We start from the raw sequence: 19,274 nt of genomic DNA on the forward strand, positions 1-19,274 counted from the left end.
GCTTATTCTATTACGACGATTGCTTTTCGTATGGTTCTATCGATTTGTTGTTGTTCACTACTAAACCTCACTACGACAGGATATGTTCCCACAGGCACCTTTTGCCCGTTGACGTAGCCATCCCACGTACAGAGCGCAACCTCCGGACTAGGGTTGGTTTCCTCACAGTAATAGATTAGCTCACCCCAGCGATTGAAAATATACACCTCCATCTGATCAATGGGTCCTTTGGTATATACCACAAAATTTCTGACGGTACTTCCCGGCACCAAGGCATTGGGAAAGGTCACATTGATCTCACAATCCTCTTCCACCTCAAACGGCACTACAAACTCACAACCTACTTCATCCCAAACTCGCAACTCATACAGCCCCGGAAGGGTCGGGACGAAACGAGCCTCTACCCCCAACTCCTGCCCATCCAATGTCCAGGAATAAGAAACAAACTCACCGGCATTCAGCTCGGCCAAATTCCCGTCTAAAGGACAAATCACGTACCTGGAATCCAAGATCGGTGCGGTAGTACTAGACTGAACAATTTCGATGGTCTCACTGCCGAGGATACAGTCAAATTCATTGTACAGCCTGACTTCGTACCTGCCCGGTTCGAAAACGGTAATGACCATATCGGTCTCTCCCGTTATCTCCAGCAGTTCGCCATTCACCTCGCGAAACCATCCAAAGCGGTCAACCGACAGAAAATCGCCGGATGCGGTAATGCTGGTAGAAAGCACCTCGCCACATAGGTTGGGACTGAAAAGCTCCACCTCCACGATATCTGAAAACTCCCTAACTTCCACCTCGCTTGGAGCAGGAACTGCACATCCCCCTACATCCCGTACTTCTAGGGTATACCGCCCTGCCGGTAAATCGATAGACAGCGTAGCCTGGGCCTCAAAGGGCTCGGAATACACCTGTCCATCGTCCAACCCTAGCACCTCATAGACACCGGTTGCCGGCCCGTTGGGAAATACCAAATCGATGCCGCCCAAAAAAGTGCCGTCTGGACCGCACCCTTCGTCCCTTACCTCCACCTCAAAGGTGATATCTGAGGGCGGGTTGGCATTTTCGATTATGGCTACTTGCGATGTTGAGCAGCCATTGGCGTAGCCAATCAAGGTATAAACCCCGGGCTCCAGTCCATCCAACACCTGTATATCATTTGCCAAAACAACAAAGAATATCAGGTCCAACTCAGGCACCAGCAAACTGTCCAATAAGACCTGTGGCTGAACCTCCAGAGAGCCATCTCCTACCTCACAGCTCTGGGCGGGAGAAATCGCAAGGATATCAAAGGCGGGTCCCCCGTTCACCCGCAAGAAAGCCGAACGCTCAAATACGCAGGTACTATCCAACGGGTCAGCAGTGAGGAAAAATAGCTCGTAGTCTCCTGCTTGTTCCAAAATACGCGTATCCAAGGTCAACGCCAACGTGTCAGAAAGGGCAATGCGATCGGTAGATCCTTGCAGCTGAATGGACCAGGAACCTGAAACGGGCGTATTTGGGGTAAAACTGACCGTTTCGCCCAAACAAACTTCCTCGGCAGACTGATCGATTTCAAATTCAAATGGAGGTCCAACAAAAACAGAGCCGGTCACCGGACATGCCTGAAACATCTCTGGATCCACGTCCTCCGGAACCCGATAGGCTACGGTGACGGTATAAATACTCTCTTCAGTCACTTCCAGGATGTTTTGGTCTCCCAGAATTTCACCCGCCGCATTGACCCACTGAAACACATACTCGTCTATACGCGGATCGTCGGGGTCCACTGCTACCAGTTCCAGCACGGAATCCCCACAAAGCGCGATGTCGCTAGGCAGGATCAATTCCGGCGAATCCACCACCTCTACCTCCATGCGGAAGATCTCCTCCCAAGGCTCTCCACAGCGGTTCACCTCCAGCTCTACCGTAAATATGCCGACCGTCTGAAACTGATACTCCAAATTCTGCAAATCTTCGCCTCCATTCAGAAACTGATCTACAATTTCGCCCTGTTCATTATAAATCGTCCAATTGTACAGGTCTATATCAGGCTCTCCCCCGCCTTCAAAAAGACCAAAAGCGCCTTCCTCGGCGCCCAAACAGAGTCGATCCGGACCCGATAGGCTTGGATCTGGTATATTCGAACCGGACTGCTGCACAAAAGAAGGCAACCCTAGATTGGTGGTTCCCGGCATAGGTTCTACCGCATCCTGATTAAAGGTACTCGGATTGCAGCCCCTACCCGGCAAAATCTGGCCAATGCGGTTGGAACCGACCACCGCCACGTAGATCTGCCCATCCGGTCCCACTTGCAATGCCCCTAGATCCAGCCCACTGGTTTGAGGTACCGTTTCGCGGCTTTCCAGGATACACTGCTCAATCGCTGATCTGCCCACTGCGCTATCAAAGCACTCCTGACATCGGGTAGTGACGGGGTTGTCCGGGTCCGTATCATCCGTCTCCTCCACACTCTGAAGGTAAAATTCCTCTACTCCCGGGCCTCCGTTTCGATAAGAGACAAATACCCTGGAATTGTCCGAAGAAAACTCTAAGCCGTACACCTGTCCATCGGTGCCTAGGTCGAGCAGCGCAAATTCGGTTAACTCGCCCGTGTTTTGGTCAAAATCAAAAATCTGAAGCTTATTCACACCCCCATCCACGTAAGTAACCGCCAACTTGGAGCCATCTCCGGCAAACTTCATCACACCGGTACTGGCACCAAATCCATGCACGCCCCCCACTGAATTAAATACTGGCTGACCGATCCCTTGTCCGGACACGGGATACATGCGGAAGGTATTGTTACCAGCCTCGTGAAAGGCTACCCAAGTAGTATCGCCCGCGTTAAGTGCGGCGGAATGCTCGGTGCTGGAGCTAAAGAGAAAATTGTTTTTAGTGACTACATTCCCGATTCCCTCGGCATTGTCTCCCTTGATATCCACCATGGAAAACTTCACCTCGCTCGTGCCATCTGCTCCCGTCCGGGTGGTAAAGAGATAAAAGAGGGTTTCATCCGAGGAGACGGGCACAGCCAACACACTTCCGGCAGAGAGATTATCGCCTCCTATATCCAATCCATTTTGCATGGGATTTCCATTGAGATCCCAAACCGTTTGCCCGTCGGTGTAAAAAAGAACCTGGCCTGCTTGATCGGAAACTGTGGTAACCCCGGCAGGGATGTTTTGAGGATGGGGATTTTGTATAGGCCTGGGTACCGGCGCCTCCGGATCATTGGGGTCCGGGTTGAAGTCCAGTCCCGCACCGTTTCCGAAGTACCAGATATTATTCGTTTGATCGTCTACATCCCACATTTGAATACGTATTCCGGCGTAGGAGTAGCAGGAAGATCCCACCTCACGTACCAAAACCCAATAGTACCCGGGACGACAAACCTCGTTCGGAGCTTCCTGCTGCCAGCCTTGGTCCCGCTTGTTGGACCAGAAATACTCGTAGTTGCCACCCTGTCCGGGCTGCTGACCAACACCGGGCTGACCGACGCCGGGTTGACCAAACCCCGGCTGACCAAATCCGGGCTGACCTACTCCAGGTTGCCCTACTCCAGGTTGGCCACCTTGGTCCTGACCACTTTGCACATCCACCAGCGGCATCAAATCAATACAAGCCGGGTCACACAACGTCGTGTCCGCAGGCTTAAACTGGACCTGTAGGTCATTTTCTTGGAAACTAATGGTTTCTGTTACTTCCCTGGTTTCTCCGTTGGCAAAGGTTACAGTCAATTTAACGGTAACCTGCTGCTCTGCGGTGGCTTCCCTTGGCAATAACAGGTGTTCCTTGGTCAGATCTATCTCGATTTCCTCCCCTTCTTCATCTACCAACGGAGGCAAAATCTCCCAATCAAAACTTACGGGACGGTAGTTAAGGGGACTTATCTGACTGGTCAGCAACAGCGGATTGTTCATACAGGGGTCAAACGGCTCCCAGGTAAAGGTCACCTCGGCGCCCACATCGATGGTGGGTGTAAAAACGGTAAAGACCCTTCCGCAAAAGTCTGCCCCCTCAAAGGGATCAGATTCTACTTCCAAGTCGCCCAGGACCTCCTCGTCTGGATTACCGATTCTGCCCAAAAACTGGGGTCCACCCTCGGTTTCCTCGTAGATATAATACAGTTGCCCATCCGGACCTACCCGTAGATCATAGATCCTATACACTTCGTGCCCTAGGTCTATCGCCAAAGGTCCGGTCGGTACAGGAACCTGCTCCTCGTCGTCATTCTCATCATCCCCTTCCTCCTCTTCATCCTCTTCTGGAAGTTCATCTGCGTAGCTGCCGTCGGATCCGATGCGGAAGAGCTGATTTCCCCTTGAAAAATAAAGCATTTCTCCATTTGGAGAAAAAGCTACTCCTTCTATAGATTCATCCCCTCCGGTATTTTCCAGCACCAAAGGCTCCCCCAAGGTTCCAGAGTTGGCATCAAAATCAAACACCAACAAATCCTCTCCTACCCCCTGCGGAATAATAACCAATTTGGCGGCGTCCTCGTCAAATACAAAGGACTTTGGAACGATGTCTATGGGGAGGTTTTGAAGCAACGTGAATTGTCCGCTTTGATCTTCAATCCGGTTAACGAGCAGGTTTCCATCGTTAAAGCTTACCAAGTGGCTGGCGGAGGTAGGCGTCTTGATGACAATGATAGCCCCTTGCGCCGCGCCCAAGCTGCCTCCGGGAGATACGGCACCCGCTGGGGGCTGATTCGCCGGCGCCCCGCCTTGGTTATCCATATCTACGATATCGTATTCCAGTTCACCGTTCCGGTTGATAAAAAAAAGGTAAAAGGTACGGCTGCCTCCCACCGTTGGGTTAAAGTCTTGTACCGCGATAGCCACCGACTGTCGCTCAGTTTCGTCACCTCCGAGCTCCCCGATAATCCCCTGCATGGGCTCATTCAGGTAATTGTAAACCAAAGCTCCATCGGTATAAAAAAGAATCTCTCCTGAAATGGGATCTACAGCCATGGCTGTGTTACCTTTGCCTAGGACGATGTTTGGTGACAGGCTCCTTACCCGTGCCGTGCCATCTTTTCCGAAGGAAAGGTAGTTGTTTTCACCCCCTTCGCAGTACCCAAAAATCCATTCATTGTTATTAAATCCCTGACCGTAACCAACATGGCTCTCAAAAAGTAATAAGATCAATGCTATGGAAACAAAAATAGCATGATTTATGTAGTTAGGAAGAGATTTCATAATTTACCAGCTGCTTTAAATACGCTTTAAAGCTGCAATCCGTTTATTAGCTGTTAAGTATTCAATTAACGAATAAATCTTTGTTAAAGTCGCAATTAAATAGAGTTTTTTTCAGCATCCTGTTTATGGTATTGGCATCCAATTCCTTTGCCCAAGACCCCCATTACAGTCAGTACTATGCTGCACCTTTATTTCTCAATCCTGCCTTTGCCGGGTCCGAATTGGCGACGCGAATCGGTGTGAATTACCGAACCCAGTGGCCAGGACTAGACGCAAACTTCAATACCTTTTCTGCCTATGTAGACACCTACGTAGAAGATTATAATGTAGGGGTGGGTTTTCTCGCCACCAATGACGTGGAAGGTGCTGCCGGGTTGCACTCTACATCCCTGTCCGGTTTGGTGTCTTACGAACTGCGCGTGGCAGATGGCGCTTATTTCCGACCTGGATTTCAAGCCACCTACATGCGACGGGACATTGGGTTTTACGAAAACCTCGTCTTTGCCAACCAAATCAATCCCAACAACCCCTTCGGCCCGTTACTGCCTGGAACCGAGCTGGCGGGATTTGGTGAGCCCGTCAATCTACTATCCCTTTCCCTGGGCGGTCTCTTTTTTACCGAGGATTTCTGGGTAGGGTTTACCGGGCATCACATTAACCAGCCCAATCAAAGCTTTGTTCGAGACGGCATCAGCAACCTGCCCATGAAGTATTCCTTTCACGCAGGATACCGGATTTCTCTGGGACAGGGACCCATGAAGCGGGATTTTACACATACGTATCGGGAACGGTACTTTACCCCTACCGTGAACTTTAAAAAGCAGGGTCCTTTTGAACAATTGGACCTCGGCGCGTATTTTTACATGGAGCCTGTTCTATTCGGCTTGTGGTATCGGGGACTTCCCTACAAGCCAGTGGAACAGCAAAACAACCGGGACGCCCTGGTTATGATGGTTGGTTTCAATCTGCCTACAGGCCTGAACATTGGGTATAGTTTTGACTATACCGTATCACAGCTTGGCATTCAGTCCGGTGGGGCACACGAGATCAGCATCTCCTATGTGTTCCCGCCAAAAAACCCAGGAGCTCCCCTAAAAAGGTCTACGATCCTTCCTTGCCCTAAATTTTAAACGTACCGTCCCATGGACCCAACGACGATAACATACCTATTGATAGGTATTCTAACGGTTAATTTTGTTTTCTCCAAATGGCTCAGTTGGCTCAATATTCGACAGCGAGAGGACTCCATACCAGATACATTGGAAGCGTATGTGACGATCGAAAAGTTGGCGACTACAAAAGCCTATCAGCGGGCAAATTTCAAGTTCTCCTTACTGGCAGGCTCTTTCTCCTTCGGACTCACGCTGCTCTTTTTAGCATCCGGCTTCTTTGGGTGGCTGGACTCCTACCTAAGCCAATACACTACCCACGAATTATGGCTTCCAGCCTGCTATTTTGCCGTTCTGTACTTGGGTTCTGATCTATTGGGCATTCCCTTCGATTATTACCACACCTTCGTGATCGAGCAACGCTTCGGCTTCAACAAGACTTCTGCAAAAACCTTTTTGATGGACAAACTTAAGGGGTACTTCCTGTCCATCCTGATAGGTGGGCTACTTTTGCTTACCTTTCTCGCCCTGGTCAACTACGTGGGAACAAATTTCTGGTGGCAATTTTGGATTGTAATCGGTGTATTTATGGTCCTGGTAAACGGTTTCTTCTCAAGCTATATCCTGCCACTTTTTAATAAACTTACCCCCTTGGAGGAGGGTGAACTCAAGCAAGCGATCCTTTCCTACGCAACCTCCACTGACTTCCCATTGGACAACGTCTTTGTGATCGATGGGAGTAAAAGATCCTCCAAGGCCAACGCCTTTTTTTCAGGCTTCGGCAAACGCAAAAAAGTGGTTCTCTACGATACGCTGATCGCACAGCACAGCACGGAAGAACTCGTGGCCGTGCTGGCCCATGAAATCGGCCACTTTAAAAAGAAGCACATCCTGCTGAACATGGCCCTTGGCATACTCCAAACCGGCCTCATCCTCTATGTGCTTTCCCTCATGATCTTCAGTGAATCGCTCAGCCTCGCTTTGGGAGGCTCTCAGATGGCTGTGCACTTAAACCTGGTGGGATTTACCATGCTGTTTTCTCCGCTCTCCGGCATGATCGGCGTGGCGATGAACATGCTCAGTAGAAGGCACGAGTTTGAGGCGGATGCCTTTGCGCGGGCCACATTTTCGGGACAGCCCCTTGCCTCAGCGCTGAAAAAGCTTTCCGTAAACAACCTTTCCAACTTAAATCCACACCCCTGGTACGTATTCGTAAATTACTCCCATCCACCCATATTGCAGCGGCTGGAACGACTGGAAAGTACCGTATAAATCGCTGAATCTCCTTGTTAATTTAGCAGATTTTCGATTAATTTTGAAGGCATTCCAATCAACAACAACCCATTCCTACTATGGACAGCAAATCTGCACTTACCCGACTCGGCGTTAAAGAAGGCCTTTTGACCCAAGAAGAAAAAGACTTTCTGGACAAAAATGGTTACCTCAACCTAGGTAGAATACTGAGTGACGAGCAATTGAATGCGGTTCGCGAAAAAATACAGGCACTTTTGGAAGCCGAAGGAGATCAGGCCGGTAGCGAGCTAGCGGAATCCCCTTTTATCCGGCACCCCAAAGAGGCGGGGGCAGACAGGCTGGGAGATTTGGTCAACAAAGGAAAGGAATTCGACGTATTCTATACCCATCCACGGGTACTGGCAGCTATCCAACACGTATTGGGTTCGGAGGTGAAACTCTCGTCCTTAAACTACCGGGCGGCCAAACCCGGAGCGGGCCTGCAAAAACTCCATGCAGATTACCCGGATGCAGTTCCCTCAGGCGATTACCGAGTTTGCAATTCCATTTGGCTGCTCGATGACTTTTCGGTAGCCAACGGCGCAACCCGGATTGTCCCCGGTACCCACCTGAGTCAGCACCTGCCTCAGGACGTGATGGAAAACCCCATGGATCCCCACCCAGAGGAACAGGTCATCGAAGCTGAGGCCGGTTCGGTGGTAATTTTCAACTCCCACACCTGGCATGGAGGCACCCAGAACCACACTTCTAATCCCCGACGTGCGATCCACAGTTACTTCTGTCGCAGAGACCAGCCCCAACAAAGTGATCAACGTCGCTACTTGAAGCCGGAAACCTTGAAGCGCATCGGAGAGCCCGGTGCTGCCCTTTTAGATGTAGGGTGAACGCTCAGCCGAACCCACCAACTGGAGGTTCGGCCCGTTGAAAGTCAAGTCCTAAACTTCCGAAAATGACACCCAATCAGAGGAAATCGACATCCACATGAAAGGGGTATTTCATCAGGTATTGCAAGGCAGTTTCTACTTTGAAGGACTCAAAAAGAACCTTGTATAGATTTTCTGTAATGGGAGCCCGCAGATCTGTACTTTCGAGAAACAGTTTGATCAGCCGCACCGTGTTGATCCCTTCGGCCACTTCTTCCATATCGGCTACGATATCGGTCAGTTGTTCACCTTTGGCAAGCCGGTACCCCACGGTGAAATTTCTAGACAGGGTGGAGTTACAGGTTGTCACCAAGTCTCCTATTCCTGCCAAGCCAATAAAGGATTTGGTACTGCCTCCCAGAGCTTTTCCCAGATAGATCAGTTCCACCATTCCACGGGAAACCAACAGCCCCTTGGCGTTTTCGCCTAGCCCCAGGCCGGACAGGGCACCTGCAGCGATGGCGATGGTATTTTTGAGTACACCGCTAAGCTCCACGCCTATGATATCGGAATTTCCATACACCTGAAAATTATCGGACCGAAGCAACCGTTGCCCTTCCAGAATAACCTCTTTATATCTGCTGGCAATCACGGTGGCGGCGGGCTGTTTGAGCATGAGCTCTTTTGCCAGATTGGGGCCGGCCAAGCAGCCTACCCTGACCACAACCGTCTCATCGAGGATCAACTCACTCATGGTGGAAATATTATCCCGGTTGATACGGGTCACGTCCTCCATGGTCTGTCCTTCGGGAAGGTGAAGCGACAAGCCTTTGGTACCATGAATGAGAAAATGGTAGGGATGTAGAAAGGGTGCGAATATCCGCATCACCTCCCGAAAACCCACCGAAGGAATCATTGGGAACAGGGTATCGCAGCGGTCACAGATCAGTTCGGGGTCATTGGTACCCACTATGGACGGGGCTAGCACCCTCCCCCTCGCCGTGTGGGTCGCATTGATCTCTGCCACCACCTCTGGATCCCGCGCATAAACAATGACCCGGTTTTTTTCCGCGAGCAGATTGGCAATGGCAACACCAAAGCTGCCCACGCCGATCACTCCCACCGGTTTATCCCTTGAAAAGCTTCTCGAGCTCATAACCTAACAGTCTGTTGTGGTAATAGTATAAAAGATTCATATCCTCGGTAAGGATCTCGTTCGAATTGCTCCGCACCAAAGGCCGCTTGGCGTGGTACATGCCCACGTTTTCCAGACCATGCTGAATGATACGATCGATGTCTTCGTTCAGGTGGGGGGCCATATGCAGCTTCCCTTCTCCTTTTAGCTGGCGAACTCGGTTCAACACCCGCTCACAGGATTCTCTGAAGTCCTCGTAGGGGATGGAAATATCCTCCTCCGGAAGCTTCAGCAAACTGAACAAGTCCAGCTTTCGGTTGGCCCGCTTGATCAGGTTAAAGGCCGTGAAGGCCACCAAATGACTACTAAAGACGCGGTTGATCTTGTGAAATTCCTCCACGATTCGCTCGCCAAGCGCCTTGGTGTATTCCTCTTCCCGCTGTGTGTCCACAGTCACCTGACCGTTGGATACAAAATAATCCCGGCACTCCACCACCCGGCCATGCTTGTCAAGGCTCCTCCCTTCTGCGTCCACATAATTCCCCATAATGTCCATAGCTTTTCCGATGGAAACGGATATATCGGACCCCTTTGTGAAAAACTTCACCAGAAATTTGGAGATCTTATAGGAAGTGGAAAATTCGTCCGACTCTTTGTAGTAGCGTTCCTGCCCCGTCAGGTTCAGGTGCTCGTGGATAAGGCTGGGTGCCTCCAACACAAAATGGTAGTTGATGGTCACCGGAACAATGAAGATTTTTCCGGAAACATCCGGAATATCGTTTTGAAAATTGATCCGCTGCGCCTCCACGGCCGTACTGAGCAAGCCCAGTTTTAGCTTTGATTCGATGTTGCCACTCCTGGACCGGGTACCTCCCGGAAAAAACAAACTGTGGCATCCAAACTGTATTGCTTCGCAGGAATAGGTCTTCAGCGTCTCCACATACACCAAATTCTTTTTTCGCCGGTCTACCTTATAAGCCCCAAGAGCGTCCATGAAATAAGCGAAAATCTGGATGTTGAAGAGATTTAGCCCGGCGCCATAAATAAATGGAGGCAACCCCAGCGTGCTGATCGTCCACCCAATCAGTATGCTATCCAAATTGGAAAAGTGCGTGGGCACCATTACAATGGTTCCTTTAGACGCTAAATCGCGCAACTGATCCGTTTCGCCAATGATTTGGATTTTGTCCTGTAAGCTATATTGATTGCTAAAAAAGGACTTGACACCCTTCACTCTTGCCGCATTGAGCAACCTGGAGAATCCAAAGGTGGCCAAGCTCCGGGTCATTTTGTAATGGGCGTGCTTGAAGTTACCGGCGATCTCCTCCACGTAACGCCGAACGATGGTTTCCAGAATTTCTAGGTAGGCGGTCCGCTTTTCTTCCACAGAGAGCTGATGCTCGATTTCCACCGCCAGCAGCGAGGTTTTGATTTTGGCCCAAAACAAGGGTTCATCATCCGGGTCCACCAGCCAGGGATTTTGCTTCAGGCGCATTCTTTCCCGGTAAAGCACCGTCTCCAGCTCCTCCTTCAAGAGGTGGAGTTGATTGCCTGTAGATTCCAAAATCCGGGCAACGCTGGCATCGGTCACCTGCTTGATAAACGCCTTCCGGTCTTTGGCAAGCTTCACCACTGGCCACTCATCCTTGCGGGGAAGAATGGGCGCATAAGCACGCTTAATATAATCGTCAGTCAAGTTGTCAGAAGTTTATTTAGACAAAGATAGCAAAATCCATTCCCCTCTCCGCTTAAAAAACATCCACAGGACGGGGATTGAAAAGCAAAGTATGTATTTTTTACCAAGAATTGGATTTTTCCGCAAACGATAAACAGAATATTCAGGAATGCAGTTTTGTCAATGACCGAATAGGTCGTATTATTGCACCACCATAGGCCAAATGAAGCAAGATTTAACACAGATTCAAGCACCGATTGCCACGGAAATGGCTGATTTTGAGAAAAAGTTTCGTGCTTTTATGAAAAGCAAGGTGAAACTTCTGGATCATATCACCTCGTATATCGTGAAGCGAAAAGGCAAGCAGATGCGCCCCATGTTTGTGTTTCTAACAGCCGGGGTTTCCGGAGGCATCACCGAGTCCACCTACCGAGGTGCCGCACTCATTGAGCTGCTACATACTGCCACGCTCGTACACGACGACGTGGTAGATGATGCGAATTATCGCCGCGGATTTTTCTCCGTCAATGCCCTGTGGAAAAATAAGATCGCTGTGCTGGTAGGAGATTACCTCTTATCTCGGGGACTTCTGCTAAGCGTGGACAACGGAGACTTTGACCTGCTTCGGATCGTATCGCACGCAGTGCGGGAAATGAGCGAGGGAGAACTGTTGCAGATTGCCAAATCAAGGAACCTAGACATCACCGAGGAGGTATATTACACGATCATTCGTCAAAAGACAGCAAGTCTCATCGCTTCCTGTTGCTCGGTCGGTGCCGCTACGGCGCAAGGGGACGAAGCGCTGATCGAAAAGATGCGGCTATTTGGTGAAAAAGTAGGTATGGCTTTCCAAATCAAAGACGACCTCTTTGACTACGGTCAAGATGTGGTGGGTAAGCCCGTTGGCATAGACATCAAAGAAAAAAAACTGACCCTTCCCCTGATTTACTCCTTAAACAACGCCTCTTGGCTGGACAAGAAACGTATCATTTACTTAATCCGCAACAAGAACGAAGACAAGAAGGCCGTAAATGAGGTGATTTCCTTTGTCAAGGAATCCGGTGGCTTGGCCTATTCGGAGACGATTATGAATAATTTTTACCAGGAAGCGATGGATATCCTGAATGAAATGCCTCCATCCGACTACAAGTCTTCCCTTGCCGCACTGGTAACCTATACCATTGAGCGAAAAAAATAATCCCACTTTGCATCATTTTTTTCTGAAATCGGAAAATCCATGGGATTTTCTCCCACTTTGCCCAAAAAATTGAAATCCAATTTCCTATCCACGAATACCAAATTGCTTGATACCAATTCTAAAATGCCATTTGAATGGGTTTTTAGTGGCTTCCGCTCACTGTTTACACGCCATTAACCCTATGAATTTCAGCAGGTAGTAGGTTTATTTTTTTTACAAAAAGATTGCGTTGAACCAAACTTTTAGATACTTTTATATGCAAGTGGTAAAAAGTGGGGGATTGTGGTAGATAGTGTTTGAGTATTTATTACTTTTGTCATTGCGGAAATTTTTAAAAAGGTATGGGAGTTTTCATGGGAGACTATTTATGTAAACTTGACGCCAAAGGGCGGCTGGTTCTCCCTGCCAGATTAAAATCCGCGCTTCCAGAGTCACCCAACAACGAACTTTACCTTAGAAAGGGGTTGGAGAATTGCCTGATTTTACGGACGCACTTGGAAGCAAAGAAAGAATATAGCCGATTGGCCAACCTGGACGATACCGATGAAGACGTACGAAACTTCAAGCGGGCCTATTTCCGAAGGGAGATCATCGTAGAGATGGACAGTGCGGGACGCATACTCATCCCTAAGAACCTGCTCGCTTACGCCAAACTGGAAGATGCTGTGAGTGTAGTGGGAATTGGCAACCACATCGAAATTTGGAACACCGAACTGTTGGATGCGAAAGAAGAAGAAATACTAGTCGACTATCCCAAGTTAAACAAAGCACTTTTAGGAAAAAATGGATAACACCTCCTACCATATCCCCGTCATGCTCGAAGCGTGCATCCAAGGGCTGAACATCCGGCCAAACGGGATCTACCTGGACCTCACGTTTGGGGGTGGAGGGCATTCACGGGCCATATTGGCCCACTTGGAGGAAGGTCACCTGTATGGATTTGACCAGGACAGCGATGCGGTGGCCAACGTACCAGATGACGACCGCTTCACCTTTGTGCAGGCAAATTTCCGTGACCTGAAGCGTTACCTGAAACTCTACGATGTCTTTGAAGTGGACGGTATACTGGCCGATTTAGGTATCTCATCTCATCAGATTGACGAGCCGGAACGGGGATTTTCCACCCGCTTTGACGCGGACTTGGATATGCGGATGAATCAATCCGGTGACATTACCGCCGCAATCATTCTCAACACGTACGACGAAAACGAGCTGCACAAGCTGTTCGGTCAGTTCGGAGAGGTAAAAAATGCCAAAAGCTTGGCCAGGGCCATCGTTTCCGAGCGGGCCAACAAGCCCATACAGACGGTGGAACACCTGAAAAGCTTGCTGGAAAAGTTTGCCCCACGTGGCAAGCAATTCAAATATTTCGCCCAGGTATTTCAAGCCCTGCGCATTGTCGTAAACGACGAACTGGGGGCATTGAAAGACATGCTGGAACAAAGCGCGGAGTTGCTAAAGCCGGGCGGCAGGCTGGTGGTGATGAGCTATCACTCCCTAGAGGACCGCTTGGTGAAAAATTTCATCCAAAAGGGGAAATTTCATGGAGAGGTGGAAAAGGATTTCTACGGAAACATCCAACGTCCCTTGGATCCGGTCACGCGAAAGGCAGTCACTGCCGACGAAGCAGAAGTAAAGGCCAATAGCAGGGCCCGAAGTGCAAAGCTTAGGATTGCAAAAAAGATATAGGTATGGCAAGCAACACATTCAAACAAAAGATGAGGGCCAAGCCCGGTGCGGCCAAGCCACAGGGAAAATACAACCTGTTTGCCTTGATCGAACGCAAGCTCGCCCTTACCGGAATCTTTGGTGAGGGGATCCCGGTCGGACTGGTTCCTCCATTTCTGTATGCCGCGCTGTTGGCGCTGATTTACATCTGGAGCAACCACAAAGCAGAAAACACCATCCGAAAAATTGAAGCATTGCAGCAGGAAGTGGAAGACATCCGGGCAGATGTGACCACGCTGGAAGCAGCGTTTATGTATGCCGGCAAACAGTCGGAAGTAGCAAAGAAAATTGCCCCAATGGGAATCGAAGAAATTGATAGGCCTCCATTTAAAATTATCGTTAAAAAGTGAACATCAAACGGTCCATATTATTTCGGGTAAGAATTGCCTTTTTACTTACTACCCTGATCGGTGGCGCTATCTTTTACCGGATCAGCACCATACAACTCGTGGATGGTGAAAAATGGCAGGAGATCTCCGAAGATATTCACCTACAATACCGGCCGGTAAAAGCTACGAGAGGGAATATTTACAGCAGTGGCGGCAACCTCCTCGCCACGAGTCTACCCTTTTACAGGGTGGTGTTGGATCCATCCATCGCCAATGACGAAAAATTCCGCTCGGGTATAGACTCTCTTTCTGTTCTCTTGGCGGGTTTTTATAAAGACAAATCCGCCACCGCCTACAAGCGGATGATTTTGGATGCCAAAAACAGCGGTAAGAAATATTTGATCCTTAACCGTAAACACATCGGTTACCAAGAAAAGCTAGCCCTGATGAAATGGCCCATTCTGCGTGACGGACGCTTGGGAGGAGGCGTAATCTTCGAAAAGGTGGATCAACGGTACCGCCCCTTCAAAAACCTGGCAGGCCGTACCATCGGATTTCTAAACGAGGATCAGTACGGCGTAGGAATCGAATACAGTTTTAACGAATACCTGCAAGGGCAAAACGGAGAAGCTCTCTTTCAAAAAATTGCGGGTGGAAGCTGGAAACCCCTACATGACGCCGAAGACCTCAAACCCGAGGACGGATACGACATCACCACTACCTTGGATATCAATATTCAGGACGTGGCCGAGTCGGCCCTGTTGCGGCAGCTGATGAACAAGGATGCGGCGTTCGGCTCCGTCATTGTCATGGAGGTGGCTACCGGACACATCAAAGCGCTGGCCAACCTGGAGAAAAATAAAAACAGCTACGGCTACGGGGAATACTATAACTATGCCGTAGGCGAACAGGGCCTGACCGAACCCGGATCTACCTTCAAACTGCTATCTATGATGGCCCTATTGGAAGAGGGAAAAATCAGCCTAAACGACAGTATAGACACCGGAAACGGTGTATATAAATTTTATGACCGCTCCATGCGGGATGCAAAAACGGGAGGCTTTGGAAAAATTACCGTCAGGGAGGTTTTTGAGAAGTCGTCCAATATCGGCGTATCCCGCCTAGTGAACGAGCACTTTGGAGCCGCTCCTTCTAAGTATCTCCAATATGCATCCAAGACAGGGTTAGATCAACCACTAGGCTTTCAGCTGAAGGGAGAAGCGGTCCCCTTTTTCAAAAAACCTGGCACAAAGACCTGGTACGGCACCACTTTACCTTGGATGTCTATAGGGTATGAGGTAAAGGTTACACCACTACAAACCCTAACCCTTTACAATGCCGTGGCCAATAACGGCCGCATGGTCAAACCGATGATCGTACAGCGCATTTCCCGAGGGAATACGGTAAAGGAATCCTTCGACACCGAGGTGATCAACAAGCAAATCGCCTCCAAAAAAACCATTCAACAACTGCAATCGCTGCTGGAAGGTGTAGTGGAAAACGGCACGGCGCGAAACATCAAAAATGAAAATTACAAGATCGCCGGAAAGACCGGTACGGCCCAGAAGCTGGTAGATGGAAGGTATACACAGACCTACTACACCTCCTTCGTCGGATACTTCCCCGCAGATAACCCCAAATACAGCGCCATCGTCATCATCGATAGCCCAAAGGGATTTCAAGCCTATGGAGGTGATATTTCCGCGCCGGTATTCAAGGAGATTGCTGATAAGATCCATGCGCAGGATCTAAAACTTGACCTTCAGAAAAAGGTGGTCAAAAACGATCAACCCTACGCCGGGGACCTGCCCTATATACAGGCTGGATTGACCGAGGAGCTTCAGATGCTATGCAACAAGTTTGGCATCTCCAACCACTACCAAGAACAAGAGCCCTGGGTAAAATCCCGGGTAAGCAATAAGTCCATCCAATGGGTATCCAATAAGGTGGACAATCAGCAGGTGCCGGACGTGACGGGCATGACGCTGAGGGATGCGCTTCATATCCTCGAAAATGCCGGTCTTAGGGTACAGTACAACGGCAAGGGGCGCGTAAAAAACCAATCCCTGGCAGCCGGGGCCGCGATATCCAAAGACCAAATCATAAAACTGATATTGGGTTGATGAAATTTTTGAAAGACATATTGTATAAGGTATCCTTGATCTCCACAAAGGGAGACATGGAAACGCCTATATCTCAGATTGCCTTCGACAGCCGCGCGATTGGCGTGGGCGATCTGTTTGTGGCCATTCGGGGAACCCAAACCGACGGGCACGACTATATCCCGACCGCCATCGAAAAGGGCTGCGTGGCAGTTGTTTGCGAGCAATTGCCCGCTGAACTCGTCGAAGCGGTCACCTACGTACAGGTCACGGACTCCTCGCGGGCCTTGGCTTGGATGGCAGCCAACTTCTACGACCATCCATCCAAAAAACTAAAATTAGTGGCTGTAACAGGCACCAACGGCAAGACCACTATGGTCACGCTCCTGCATCAGTTGTATCGGGAAATGGGCTATATGGCGGGCCTACTCTCAACGGTAGAAAACCGCATCAATGACCAGGTGGTCCCTGCCACCCACACCACCCCGGACGCACTTTCCATCAATCGGCTTCTGGTGCAGATGGTAGAATCCGGATGCTCCTATTGCTTTATGGAAGCCAGTTCTCATGCCATCGTACAAGAACGTACGGCAGGCCTTGCGTTCAAAGGCGCCATTTTTACCAATATCAGCCACGATCACCTGGATTACCACGAAACATTTGATGCCTACATCAAAGCAAAGAAAAAGCTCTTTGACGAGCTGCCACAGGGTGCATTTGCATTGGTTAATGCAGACGATAAACGCGGTATGGTCATGGTGCAGAACACCCAGGCAAGCATCTACACCTATGCATTGAAATACCCGGGTGACTTCAAAGCCAAAATCATCAGCAATACACTGCACGGCATGGAGCTTGACATCGACAACCAGTCTGTTTGGTTTCGGATGATCGGCGAATTCAACGCCTACAACCTGCTGGGGGTACTGGGTACCGCGCTGATTCTGGGCGAAGAACAAAACGAAGTACTGATGCAGCTATCCCAATTACGGGGTGCCAAGGGGCGGTTTGAGCAGGTGCTGCATAAGGGAATCACGGCCATTATCGACTATGCACATACGCCGGATGCATTGGAAAATGTACTGAAGACCATCCAAAATCTGCGTACCGGCGGTGAAAACCTGATCACCGTGGTAGGCTGTGGCGGCAACCGGGACAAAGGCAAACGTCCGGTCATGGCTAAGATCGCCTGCCAGCACAGTGAGAAAACCATCCTGACGTCCGATAACCCCCGCGACGAAGACCCGACGCAGATCATCCGGGAGATGGAAGCTGGCATCAACCCGGTGGACCTGCGCAAGACCCTTTCCATTGCCGACCGGCGGGAGGCGATTAAAACCGCCTGCGCCATCGCACAAAAAGGAGACATCATACTCATTGCCGGAAAAGGGCACGAGGCCTACCAGGAAATCAAGGGAGTCAGGTATCCGTTTGACGACAAAGAAACCGTGAAGGAATTATTGATTTTAACCCATTCTGTCTAATGCTGTATCATATTTTTGACTATCTGGACCAAGCATTTGATATCCCGGGAGCCGGGGTGTTCCGGTACATTTCCTTCCGGGCAGGGATGGCGGCATTGTTTTCCCTGATCATCACCATCACCTTTGGGGAGGGAATCATCAACTGGATCCGTAAACAGCAAATCGGTGAAACCGTTCGGGAACTGGGCTTGCAAGGGCAAATGGAAAAGCGCGGCACCCCCACCATGGGCGGGCTGATGATTATGGCGGCCATTATCGTACCCACCCTGTTGTTTGCCAACATCTTCAATGTATACATTCTCCTGCTGCTGGGCACTACCGTGTGGCTGGGTGGTATCGGATTTTTGGATGATTACATAAAAGTTTTCCGCAAAAACAAAGAAGGACTGGCCGGTCGGTTTAAAATTGTAGGGCAAGTGGTAATTGGTATCGTGGTGGGCGCCACCCTGTATTTCCACGACGACGTCGTCATTCGGGAATTCAACACACCGGTCTCCGTGGAAGAAGGGGTGGTAGATACTCCCAGCTTCCGGGATGTCAAGTCCCTAAAGACCACCATTCCATTTTTGAAAAACAACGAATTGAATTACGATGTGGTATTTGGGTTTATGGGAGATTTCTTTACGCCCATTCTGTACATCGCCCTGGTCATCTTTATCGTGACCGCGGTGTCCAACGGCGCCAACATCACGGATGGGATCGATGGGCTTGCGGCGGGCACCTCCGCCATCATCGGCCTGACCATCGCCATCTACGCCTACATCAGCGGCAACGCGATCTTCTCCCAATACCTCAACGTGATGTTCATCCCCAACTCCGGTGAGCTCGTGATCTTTTGCGCGGCCTTTGTCGGTGCCTGTGTGGGATTCCTCTGGTACAACGCCTATCCGGCGCAGGTATTTATGGGAGACACGGGAAGCCTCATGATCGGTGGCGTAATCGCCGTGCTTTCCCTGACACTACGCAAGGAATTGCTGCTGCCGCTTCTTTGCGGCATCTTCCTGATCGAACTACTTTCGGTGATCTTTCAGGTCAGCTACTTCAAATACACCAAACGAAAATACGGTGAAGGCCGACGCATCTTTTTGATGTCTCCCCTGCACCATCACTACCAAAAGAAAAACATTCCAGAACCCAAGATTACCGTGCGTTTCTGGATACTGGGAATATTATTTGCCATCATGGCCCTAGCTACCCTAAAACTGCGATAG

Annotated in this window: 13 protein-coding genes; 10 read left to right on the forward strand and 3 right to left on the reverse strand. The window is 49.8% G+C overall.

Annotation, left to right across the window (positions count from 1 at the left end; translation table 11 throughout):
* Positions 1 to 2: 2 nt before the first annotated feature.
* Complete coding sequence (locus JJU34_RS02875) at positions 3 to 5,186, reverse strand: gliding motility-associated C-terminal domain-containing protein (protein ID WP_228690821.1); 5,184 nt, start codon at positions 5,184 to 5,186, stop codon at positions 3 to 5.
* 80 nt (positions 5,187 to 5,266) lie between these two features.
* Here JJU34_RS02875 and JJU34_RS02880 point away from each other — a divergent pair, with 80 nt between their 5' ends.
* From JJU34_RS02880 to JJU34_RS02890, 3 genes are all read left to right on the forward strand, one after another.
* Positions 5,267 to 6,316 carry a type IX secretion system membrane protein PorP/SprF gene (locus JJU34_RS02880; RefSeq protein ID WP_228690822.1) on the forward strand — a complete coding sequence of 350 codons (1,050 nt, stop codon included), beginning with the start codon at positions 5,267 to 5,269 and terminating at the stop codon, positions 6,314 to 6,316.
* Between the two features lie 12 nt (positions 6,317 to 6,328).
* Entirely contained in the window at positions 6,329 to 7,567 is a 1,239-nt protein-coding gene (locus JJU34_RS02885; RefSeq protein ID WP_228690823.1) for a M48 family metallopeptidase, read from the forward strand.
* 80 nt (positions 7,568 to 7,647) lie between these two features.
* Positions 7,648 to 8,433 carry a phytanoyl-CoA dioxygenase family protein gene (locus tag JJU34_RS02890; protein WP_228690824.1) on the forward strand — a complete coding sequence of 262 codons (786 nt, stop codon included), beginning with the start codon at positions 7,648 to 7,650 and terminating at the stop codon, positions 8,431 to 8,433.
* A gap of 76 nt (positions 8,434 to 8,509) precedes the next feature.
* On the opposite strand, the gene JJU34_RS02895 is transcribed toward JJU34_RS02890, so the two are convergent.
* Positions 8,510 to 9,568 (reverse strand): NAD(P)H-dependent glycerol-3-phosphate dehydrogenase, encoded by a 1,059-nt coding sequence (locus JJU34_RS02895; RefSeq protein WP_228690825.1) that lies wholly within the window; start codon positions 9,566 to 9,568, stop codon positions 8,510 to 8,512.
* A complete protein-coding gene (locus tag JJU34_RS02900; RefSeq protein WP_228690827.1) occupies positions 9,540 to 11,243 on the reverse strand; it encodes a 1-acyl-sn-glycerol-3-phosphate acyltransferase in 1,704 nt (567 codons plus the stop codon). The genes JJU34_RS02895 and JJU34_RS02900 overlap by 29 nt, the downstream gene beginning before the upstream one ends.
* Before the next feature lie 202 nt (positions 11,244 to 11,445).
* Between JJU34_RS02900 and JJU34_RS02905 the strand changes: the two genes are divergently transcribed.
* From JJU34_RS02905 to mraY, 7 genes are all read left to right on the forward strand, one after another.
* Positions 11,446 to 12,420 carry a polyprenyl synthetase family protein gene (locus JJU34_RS02905; protein WP_228690828.1) on the forward strand — a complete coding sequence of 325 codons (975 nt, stop codon included), beginning with the start codon at positions 11,446 to 11,448 and terminating at the stop codon, positions 12,418 to 12,420.
* Between the two features lie 353 nt (positions 12,421 to 12,773).
* Entirely contained in the window at positions 12,774 to 13,211 is a 438-nt protein-coding gene (gene mraZ / locus JJU34_RS02910) for a division/cell wall cluster transcriptional repressor MraZ (protein ID WP_228690829.1), read from the forward strand.
* A complete protein-coding gene (rsmH, locus tag JJU34_RS02915; protein WP_228690830.1) occupies positions 13,204 to 14,109 on the forward strand; it encodes a 16S rRNA (cytosine(1402)-N(4))-methyltransferase RsmH in 906 nt (301 codons plus the stop codon). Before mraZ ends, rsmH begins: the two co-directional genes overlap by 8 nt.
* A 2-nt stretch (positions 14,110 to 14,111) precedes the next feature.
* Entirely contained in the window at positions 14,112 to 14,498 is a 387-nt protein-coding gene (locus JJU34_RS02920; protein WP_228690831.1) for an FtsL-like putative cell division protein, read from the forward strand.
* Positions 14,495 to 16,600, forward strand: coding sequence for a penicillin-binding transpeptidase domain-containing protein (locus tag JJU34_RS02925; protein ID WP_228690832.1), 2,106 nt, complete (start codon positions 14,495 to 14,497; stop codon positions 16,598 to 16,600). Before JJU34_RS02920 ends, JJU34_RS02925 begins: the two co-directional genes overlap by 4 nt.
* The gene (locus JJU34_RS02930) at positions 16,600 to 18,063 is read left to right on the forward strand and encodes a UDP-N-acetylmuramoyl-L-alanyl-D-glutamate--2,6-diaminopimelate ligase (RefSeq protein ID WP_228690833.1); all 1,464 of its coding nucleotides are present in this window, start codon (positions 16,600 to 16,602) and stop codon (positions 18,061 to 18,063) included. The genes JJU34_RS02925 and JJU34_RS02930 overlap by 1 nt, the downstream gene beginning before the upstream one ends.
* Positions 18,063 to 19,274 (forward strand): phospho-N-acetylmuramoyl-pentapeptide-transferase, encoded by a 1,212-nt coding sequence (mraY, locus tag JJU34_RS02935; protein WP_228690834.1) that lies wholly within the window; start codon positions 18,063 to 18,065, stop codon positions 19,272 to 19,274. Before JJU34_RS02930 ends, mraY begins: the two co-directional genes overlap by 1 nt.

This window comes from Lunatimonas sp. (genome assembly GCF_020832325.1).
Taxonomy (GTDB): Bacteria; Bacteroidota; Bacteroidia; order Cytophagales; family Cyclobacteriaceae; genus Lunatimonas.